The sequence below is a fragment of the Streptomyces sp. NPDC002643 genome, assembly GCF_053592555.1.
In genome coordinates this window covers 1-9,766 of record NZ_JBSFVY010000076.1, presented here as the reverse complement: position 1 = coordinate 9,766, position 9,766 = coordinate 1, and the positions used below count along the sequence as shown (strand labels likewise).

Sequence of the window (9,766 nt, the reverse complement as noted above, 5' to 3'; positions counted from 1 at the left end):
ATCATGGCTTACGGCTCTCTCCGGATTAATCGCTGGAAGGGAGACGATGAAGTCACCCGAGATCAGGCAGTCCTTACGGCAGTAGCTGTAGGGCCGAATCTTCAGTTCTCTATTGCGGACGTTAAGCGACCGCAAAACAAGTGGGGAACGAAGAAGGAAGAGAACATTTCTGACGAAATGTTCGGTCCTTCTGAGGAAGATTCTCAGGAGTCCAAGTCATCTTCCGATGACGTTTCAACGGAAGCCAAGAAGGCTATTCCTCGTTCGCGTGCTCCGCGAAAGAGGACAGCTTCTAAGACTCAGGCTAAGACTGAGTGAAAACATGAACGCGACGATAAGAGAGGAGTGCATTGAGCACTCCTCTCCCCATCAGAAGGCAGAGGGTAATTACGTGTCTGATGAAGAAATGAAGGACTTTCTTCGGATGCGGCTACAGCCCGAAATGTCGCTAGATCTTCCGCCGGTAGAACGACGAAAGCAATTGCGAGAAGCGTTCGGACTGTCGCAAGTTGCCCTTGCACAGCAACTAGGAGTTTCTGACGCTGCTTTGTCTAAGTGGGAAAGCGGCAAAAGTAACCCCCGTGGCGACGCTCGAAAGCGTTATGCGTCGTTCTGTAAGACGGCCGAAGAAGTCTTGAAGGAACGTGAACAGAAGGAAGGAGGAATAAGCGACGATGAGTCTCCGGAGGAAGAAGACTAATTCGGTATCTCTGAAGAAGGCTGACAACGAAACGCAATCAAAACCGAGAACGTCAATAAACGTTGAAGTCATCGGTAAACGCGCGTCAGTCGTTGCTTACATTTTCATGCTTGGAGCGATTGGAAGTATCTTCGCTCTGTCATGGGAAGGACTTACCCACTTCGGTCAAGAAGTTCTAGGACTTGACGGATGGATGGTCCACATTGTTCCCGGTAGCCTTGACGGTGCAGTCATCATGTTTGGCTGCATGGCTATCGTCTCAATGATTGACAATGAGAACGCGTCAGGGTTGCGCTTTCTCGTACAGTTCTTCGCCGTTGTATCCGCTGTATTCAACGGATATCAAGGGTGGAAGGGTGCGACTGGTGATAACCGGTATTTCGCCGGAGCCTATTACGCTGGTCTCTCCATTCTGGTAGCGCTTATCTCGCATTGGATGTTCCGTCGAATCCGTCGTGCAGCACGGATCGATAGCGGAACGCTCAACGTAGGAACGGCGCACTTCCCGTTGACGGAATGGCTGAAGTTTCCGTTCCGTCGTTGGGGTGCTCGAACGCTTGCACTTGAGTACGGGATTACCGATCCGAGGGTTGCAATTACGCTTGAAGCTTCCCTGAAAAATAGGATCGATCCTCGCATCATGCTTGCGCTAGAAGCGCATGGTAAGAATCCGGAAACTCGGCTGTATGAGTTCTTCCTTACTCCTGACGGAATTAACGTCGGTGAGAAACAAGGAAAGGGCAAGCGTCGGAAGACGGATACACAACTTCTCACCAATTCTCGAAAGACCGAAATTCTGAAAGGTCTTCTCACCGGTGAGAAAGTCGATGAGAAACCACTTCTCACCGGTGAGAAAGTCGCGATAAACGGTGAGAAGATGGGTTCTCACGTGGGAAAAGCGATTTCGTTAGACGATGGTCACGACGAATCGTCTAACGAGCCGGACACCACGTCGGCCCCTGGTGAGAACGGCGAGAATTCTCGTGAGAAGATCGATAAGCCGGTGATAAGTGCTGGTCAGGAGGGTCTTTGCGCTCTCTGTGGGTCGACAGGTTCTCAGGTCGACCCGTCGGCATGTCGGCATGTCGAGAACATCTCTGCGATGAGAAGTGGGGAAGAAGCGGCTAGGTTCGCCATGCGATACGTAGGAACTGACAACGGAATGGACGTCGTACGATGGCTGCAATCGCACGGCTCTAAGTCGAGTCAGGGAACGATTTATCGTTGGCGGGAAGCTGCACTGAAATCCCCATCGCTTCGTCTCGTCAATGAGAAGAACGGATGAGAAATGGTTTCTCACGTCGGTGAGAAACCATTTTTCATAAGTGGGAATGGTTGCGGTGGTGTTTCGCAGTGAGAAATGCGGAACACTCGCCGGAGTCATTTCGACTCGGCTTAACCCGCGTACATAGGAAGGGGAACACCTATGAACAATCTTACGTGGGGTGCGGTAATCCTTATTGCTCTTCTGTTGTTCAAGCGGAATCCGCGTAAGTATGAACGACAGAGGGGGATAGGGATATTCGGCCTTGCGTATCTGTCTCGCAGTCTACGGCGAAACTCAAATGCGTCTACTGAGAACACCACGCTGACATACGAGCAAATCGAGAGTAAGCGAAGTCGGAATGCAGTGTTCAAAGCGATACTGCTTTTCATCGTTATTTGGGTCTACGCTGCCATGCACGGATGGGGCAACGGAACTCAGATCACAGTCTACGCGTCGATTCTGACGGGTATTGTCTGTGTACTCGTTCGTATGTGGACGGATCATCACCGAAACGTAGTGATGCCGTTCTACGTGACGTTGTGCCGGATGCGGAATGCAACGTGGCCGATGGACCAAAGGGCTTCCCGATGGGTCACGATTCCACGTGCAGCCGCTAGGACTGGTATCCCGCCATTGGTTGCGTGGTTCCTCACGTCGGGAACGGTAACCTTCGGTCGTTCGGAACCCTTGTCGGAAGAAGAACGACGGAAAGGAAAGCAGAGGACAGTACGAACAGTTCGCGTAATTCCGATGGGTATGCAAGCGTGGTTGCGCGAGCATTCCGGATGGGCGGATGTCCTCTGGCCGGTAGGTAGGGCAAGCGTTGGCGTACGGTTGCCGAAAGACATGAACGCAACCGGAGACTTGCTGACACTGATTCAAAGGCTCGTTGAGTCGCGTTTTCCTGGTCAGTGGGTAATGCAGTCTAATACGCGGAAGTTCCGCCTTAAGTTCGTCCCGACGAAACCGATTCCTTCACTGGTAGCTCTGCCCGATCACTGGATTCAAACGGCGAAGAAGTCGAAAGAATTTGCCGTTCCTATCGGCATGGTGGACGATAAGACGTGGTCGTTCATCGAATTGGAATCCGAAACCCCTCACACTCTGGTAGCGGGGGCAACCGGTTCGGGAAAGACGGTCACAATCACCATGCTTATTGCGTGGGTTCTGCTTCATGGCGGAATTGTGGACGTGATTGACCCGAAGCGAGTCGGATTCGCAGACCACCGAAAAGGCAAAATCGATTTGCGCGGACTGCCCAATGTCCGGATTCACACAGACCCCGAATCGTGGGAATATGTGGTGACGGAATACAAGCAATCGATGGACAGGGTCTATGCAGACCTTGAAGCGGGGGCCGACATTGACGACCGCTTGACGTATCCGACGCGTCTCCTAGTGATTGACGAAAAGGGTGCGTATACCCGCGCGATGCGTTCGCACTGGAAGCGAAAGGGAGGGAAGGGCATTCCCCCCACGTTCGACTTTGAAGACGATATTTTGCAACAGGGCCGCTTTGCCCGACACTTCTTGGCTGTCGGTGCACAGCAAGCCAACGCATATGTACTTCGGAGTACGGACGCACGATTCAACTACGGTGCGAAAATCGGTGCTGGACCGCAAGACGCGATGAGTTGGCGAATGCTCTTCGGTGGAAAGCGTCAGCCGACCCCGGTTTTGAAGGGTCGGGGATTCTGGAGTAACGGTGCCGAACCGGTGCCGATTCAGTTGACGTATATCACGCAAGAGCAAGTACAGCGGATGGCCTTTGCCGGGGACGCTCTAAGGCGTCAATGGCTCGAAGAGCGGACGGCGGAATTTACGGTCATCGAGACTGCTGTCTTCCCTCCGGCCGGAGAGGAGTCCTGGGAGGCTCCCACAGGGGCTCTGACAGCCTCTGGGGGAACGACCCGGGTCAACGACCCTCATGCGTCCGTACCAGGGGCTGAGCCGTCCTCTGACCCGGGTCTGCCGGGCCAGAGGGTCACAGCAGAGCCCACGGTCGTCGTCGGCCTGGCCGAAGCCGCAGCCTACCTAGGAATGCCGAAGGATGCCTTCATAACAGCCCGAAAGCGAAACGCAATTCCGGGCGAAACAAAGAAGGGCCGTCAGCCTGCTTGGAATGTCGTCGACTTGCGCGAATGGCATTCTAAGCGACCTAGGGCAGGAAAGCGGGAACTTCCTCCGACAGAAGTAATTCTGAAGAAGGAAAGCTAGAAAGAACGGCCGACCACCTACGAGTGGTCGGCCGTTCTCAACTCCCTATCAAAGAAGGTGAGTTAGTGGAAGGGTTGGAGTTCGCACGTCTCTTGTCTGGACTAAATCATTCGCCAATTGTGTACTTCATTCGGATGGGTGATCGGGTGAAGATTGGAACGACTACGAATCTAGTACAGCGTGTAAATGCTTTGTCTCTGGCTCTTCCCGACGTTGCGAAAGTGGTGATGGGCGGAAAAGAGATGGAAGCCTTAATGCATGAACGGTATGCCGAATACCGTGTGTACGAGAACCGTGAATGGTTTGACGTACGCGGAAGTCTTGCAGAATACTTGCCTACCCTAGGGTCACGTCGCACAGTAGCTATTCCAGACGAAGCGGAAGGGTTCATCGTGGGAATTGATGCTGCGGCAAGTTTCTTGGGTATGTCTCAAGAGGCTTTCATCGGTGCCCGAAAGCGAAATGCAATTAAGGGTGAAAGGAGGATAGGCAGGCGTCCGGCATGGACGGAAACAAATCTGAAAGCTTGGCATTACGAACGGCCTAGGGCAGGAAAGAGAAATCTCAAGCCGAATGCAGCATAGGAAGCGGTATAGAAGTACGTTAGGCCATCCGAATTCGTTCGGGTGGCCTTTCGTATTCCTGTACGCATCCGGGCGACAGGAATTAGTGAAAGGCACGTACATGAGTTCAGGAGGTAACAACGGGTTCTTTTCGGCAGTCCAAGAGGCGTCCGCCGGACAGATTGTTTTGTGGATAGTTCTCATCTTGGCTGTCGTCTGGGGATTCACCGCTCTTACGGCAATGGTTATCGGGATGCTTATCGCGCTTGCTATCTGCGCTATCTGCATCACGGTGATGATTGGGTTTATCCGACCCATGATGCCGAAGAACAACAAGAATTCCGACTAGAGATCCGTCGACGTCCGAGTTGAAATCGCAGTGACTCAGAGTGACGAAATGGGGTAACCGGCCGTAACGGGGAGTAATCGTCTCCGGGCGGTCGAAAAACCATGATCACAGAGCTAGGCTGAGATCACGTCGGTTTCCTCCCGAACGTGCAGCGAGCCCCTAGGCCATCACGTCTAGGGGCTCGCGCGTATTTTCGCAATTCCGAATCTCCGCAAAAAGACCCCGGAATTGCTGTCCCAATCGAGAACGGGAACTGAGAGCGAGTATAGCGAATGTCCGACCCCAACGGAACAACCGGCAGTGGATCATACGTCCCGCCCAATGGTTGGGGCGGAACCTCTAATAATGACTTGACGGAAACGACGACGGATAGCATTCCTTCGCAACGCGATTGGATGGCGGACCGCGTACGGATTCCGTTTCCTAATACTGAGCTTTACGAGATTCCGGATGAGAAGGAACTGAAGCAAGACGGAACGAAGTGGGTAAAGACTTACACACTCACTCGCTCCGGTCCGGAACGGTCGCTTCGGCGGAATCTCGTGATCCCTGGCACGGTTCAAGTTGAGGCGATTTACCAGCCTGCCGAACTGACGGAATTCAGGACGAAGTCAAAGACGAGTGAAAGTAACTTGAACTACACTCTCCGAATTGACTTGGGAGACGCTAGCCCCGAACCGATCGTAGGCACTGTGTCTGACGAAGACATGATGGCTATGGGAAACAAAAGCGGTCGATGGGTGCGAAAACTCGAAGTTCAACACTTCATCCATTCGCGTCAGTACCAAAGCCTAAAGTACGTCGTATGGGCTAAGGCTCGCGCCGGACTGCAAGACGGAACTCTGAGGAAAGAAGAAGTCTTCAACGAACTCGGAATGTTCCGCGCAATCGAGCCCGATCCGAAGTCAGATGGTGAGCGATACGTATTCCTCACTCCGGGCACGAATGGAGCCCTAGCCGAAGACGGGTGGGAAGCCCGTTACAAGGCAGAACTGCCCGTGGCATTGCAAGACAATGCACGCGTCGCTAGCTTCGGCTACTGTCCGGCGAAGCAAGAACGGGTAAAGGAGTCGCTAGCAGAGCTTCTGAAGCTCTACGGCGTAACGCCAAAGCATCCGTGGATTGGTGCCGGATTGCTCGGCACAACAGGACTTGCACCGATGTACGGAGTGCATCGCAGTGCACAAGTCGCATTGGCTATCGTAGGACCGACGAAACAAGGTAAGACAACACTTGCCAAGTTGGTTCTACCGAATCAATCACCGACCGAACGCGGTGGAAGTACGATCGAACCAACGATCAATGCACGATCGGTGAAGAACGGTTCGACCGCATGGGGGATCGCGAAAGCTACCTCACATCTCGGCGGATTCAGCGTCGTAATTGACGACATGATTACGCCTCAACACATGTTGCCCATGAACGCGAAACTCCTTCGCGATGCTGTGGGAAACATCGAAACACTTGTAAGCAAAATCAACGGCGGTGGTGCAATCAAGGGTGGCGGATTCGATCCGGACACAAAGGAAGCCAAGCTTCAGAAGTTTACGAAGCCGAAAGCTTCGCTGATTCTGACGCTCGAAGACTTTCCGCGTACACCGGAATATGAGTCAGTATTCAACCGAATGGTTGTCATGACTCACGAGTCAAAAACGCACTCAAGTCTAGACGTTCTACAACGTCTTTGGTCGGAAGAGTCGGAAGGACTTCGATTCAACGCACAGTGTCACTATGTGCAAGAGCTTATGCGTGACGCAGAACTCTTCGACTCGGCATGGAAAGAAGCGGGAGAAATTACGGACCGTTGGGAGTTTGCAGACTTCGAACGAGAACGTGACAACTACCGCCGCCTTCTCACCGGAAATATTGCGCTTTTGAAAGTCGTAAAGAAGGTGGGAGTCAAAGCACCTAGCGTCGAAATGGTCGCAGGATGGCTGTACGAAGCTGCAAAGCTTCAAGAAGCGTGGGGCGTCATCGAAACGGAAGCAGAAGAGAATGACCCACTAAATCTCTTCCGTGCCGAGTATTATACGCAACTGACAAGCAGCAATCTAGGGACTTATACAGCCCCGAATAAGGCGGCGGATCTCAGGACGATTACATATCCTGAAATCGAAGACCTAGGGCCGCTCGAATGGCATCACCTAGGCTACTACGCAAATCCGGGTCAAGAAGGAGTCGACGACGAAGCGGATTCAGAGAATTTGTATCCGTCGAAAATGTCGGTCTATCCCTTGAAGAAGGGGGCTCCGGTAGGCTCGTTCATCGCGTGGAAGCCAGGCAAGGGAAAACGACCGAAGCTTGGGTGTGACCGAATGTTTCGCTATACAACAGCGGAATTTGATCGGTTGTATCTGAGGCTTGAAGAAGGTCTAAAGCGACGCGGAAAGATGTTGCCTCCGAAAGTCGAGTTCGTAAAGCTTTTGGAGAGCGAAGGGGTAGGCGTTCGAGCGAAGGTAAGCGACATCGGCCACACAATCCAAATCAATGCGGATTGGCTTTCTCAGGTGGGCGACTTCGCGTGATTGGTGGCGCAATCTTCTTTCGAAGGTTGCGCCATCTGCGGTTGATAGAAAGGAGGAATGAAGCGAAATGCCTTTGCCCGAAGGTGCGACGTATGCGGATAAGATTACGCGTACGTTGGTTCGTCTGGCAGACGGACGGTTGGTTACGCGTGCCGAAGCGATGAATATCGGTGCACAGGAAATTGATCCGTTCTTCCGAACTGACTACATGTTGCGTCAGGCTCGGAAGGAGATTAAGTCTGCTCAACGGTCGGATCGGTACCGGCAGGATCATCGGGAGATTCGACGGAATAATCCGGACGTTCGGCAACGGGATATTGACCGTGTGATGTTGCGTCTTTATGCGGAGAGGCAGCGTCAGCAGCAAGCCGGACGACGGACGATGAAGGGCGGAGACAAGTCAATGGGTTCGGCTATTCAAGAGTGGAACGCTCTTGTTGGTCGTGCAGTCGGTAAGGATTGGAGTCGGTACTAAATGCTTCCCTGGTTTCGGTCGGATATCAAGCAGATTGTTTCTGTCGATGGCGAAGGTAATGACATCGATGGAGTGCACGCGTACACGATGATTTGTGCGGCGGATGATAGGGGCTTTGAGAAGGCTCTTATTCATGACGGAAGTCGTCGTGAGCGTGACGAAACCAGGATGGCGAATCACGGTCTTCCGACGGTAGACATTCTCGAATTCTTGCTGAATTGTCAGCAGTATAATTCGACGTTGGTTGTGTCGTTTGCTTTCGGCTATGACGTGACTAAGATTCTGTCCGACGTTCCGGAAGACGTTTTGCGGAAGATTTCGGATGCCGGAGGAAACGGCGGAATCAAGTGGGGTAAGTACGAGATTCGCTATCGGCCGAAGAAGTGGTTCGAAGTAACGGACCTTTCGGCCGGTACGAAGCGAGTTGGTGACCGTACGAAGTACCGTCGCAGTGTCCGAGTGTGGGACGTGTTCACGTTCTTTCAGTCATCGTTTGTCAATGCCCTTTGGGGTGCAAAAGAACTCTTCGATACGGAGTTCATTCGGACGATCGCTGATATGAAGGCGAAACGTTCTCAGTTCGAGAACGAATCGACGGAAGATATCTTGGCGTACTGCTACAGCGAATGCCGGTATCTGTCGATTCTGTGTCGAGACCTGTTGTCGCACATGGATCACGTCGGATTGCAGCCCAATACATTCGACGGTCCGGGCGCGTTGGCTTCAACGTGGTTTACGCAAGAGGGAATCAAGAAGTACATTTCGTTTGCCGAACTGCCGGAAGACGTAGCACTAGCCGGTTACTACGGCGGACGATTCGAGATTTCTCACGTCGGGTACGTGGGGGATGCGTGGGCGTACGACATTAACAGTGCGTATCCTCACATCACTCGGAACCTTCCCTGCCTGGTTCATGGGAAGTTTCGGAAGGTGAATCGGTTCGAGCCTGGCAAGGTTGGAATCTATCGGGTAGGTGCACGGACAGAAGGGCATAGGTGGGCACCTTTTCCGTTCCGCGTTCCGAAGGAACTGTCTCGGGAACAAAGGGAAGAGAACAAGCGGAATGGTGTTCCGAGTAAGGCGGAAATCGATCGGAACATTTCACTTCTGACGGAAGGTACTGTCTGCTATCCCCACGGTGGTCAACGGTGGGTTTGGCAAGACGAAGTAGACGTAGCAATCAAGCACTATGGGTCGGACGCAATTCCGGTCTACGAGGGTTACGTCTTTGATCAGAAGTGCGATCACAAGCCGTTCGCGAAGTTGACGAGTCTCTATGAAGAGCGAAAGCAACTGAAGAAAGCCGGAAACGGTGCTCAGAAGGTGCTTAAGCTTCTGATCAATAGCTTGTACGGAAAGACGGCTCAATCGATCGGGTGGCGACTCGTTCAACGGAACGGCGAATGGACGGCAGAACGACCGCCGTTTCAGTCGTACATTTGGGCGGGGCTCATCACGTCGGGTTGTCGTGCAATGGTGCTTGACATGGCATTGCGCGAAGGTGCAGACGTTGTGTCGTTCGCAACGGACGGCATTATTTCTCGCACAAAGATTGACGGAGTAGAGAACTCTTCGGAACTCGGAGAGTGGGAAGCAGAGCAGTACCGAAACGTCTATCTGTTTCAGTCGGGTATCTATACGTACGAGTCGTACGACAAGGTACTAGACGA

8 protein-coding genes are annotated in these 9,766 nt (G+C 52.8%); all 8 read left to right on the top strand.

All coding sequences use genetic code 11. From position 1 onward, the window contains the following. Positions 1-318, top strand: a 318-nt coding sequence (locus tag ACWD4G_RS45475) for a hypothetical protein (protein WP_451304614.1), incomplete at its 5' end; no start/stop codon positions are given. Between the two features lie 4 nt (positions 319-322). After that, on the top strand, positions 323-700 hold the full coding sequence (locus ACWD4G_RS45470) for a helix-turn-helix domain-containing protein (RefSeq protein WP_451304612.1): 378 nt from the start codon (positions 323-325) through the stop codon (positions 698-700). Then, the gene (locus ACWD4G_RS45465; protein ID WP_451304610.1) at positions 675-1,985 is read left to right on the top strand and encodes a DUF2637 domain-containing protein; all 1,311 of its coding nucleotides are present in this window, start codon (positions 675-677) and stop codon (positions 1,983-1,985) included. Before ACWD4G_RS45470 ends, ACWD4G_RS45465 begins: the two co-directional genes overlap by 26 nt. Before the next feature lie 828 nt (positions 1,986-2,813). Continuing rightward, a complete protein-coding gene (locus ACWD4G_RS45460; protein WP_451304608.1) occupies positions 2,814-4,184 on the top strand; it encodes an FtsK/SpoIIIE domain-containing protein in 1,371 nt (456 codons plus the stop codon). Positions 4,185-4,249: 65 nt separating this feature from the next. Beyond that, a complete protein-coding gene (locus ACWD4G_RS45455; RefSeq protein WP_451304606.1) occupies positions 4,250-4,768 on the top strand; it encodes a GIY-YIG nuclease family protein in 519 nt (172 codons plus the stop codon). 678 nt (positions 4,769-5,446) lie between these two features. After that, the gene (locus ACWD4G_RS45450) at positions 5,447-7,621 is read left to right on the top strand and encodes a hypothetical protein (protein WP_451304604.1); all 2,175 of its coding nucleotides are present in this window, start codon (positions 5,447-5,449) and stop codon (positions 7,619-7,621) included. A 67-nt stretch (positions 7,622-7,688) separates the two neighbouring features. Continuing rightward, positions 7,689-8,096, top strand: a complete 408-nt coding sequence (locus tag ACWD4G_RS45445; RefSeq protein ID WP_451304602.1) for a hypothetical protein — start codon at positions 7,689-7,691, stop codon at positions 8,094-8,096. Then, positions 8,097-9,766, top strand: a 1,670-nt coding sequence (locus ACWD4G_RS45440) for a DNA polymerase (RefSeq protein ID WP_451304600.1), incomplete at its 3' end; no start/stop codon positions are given.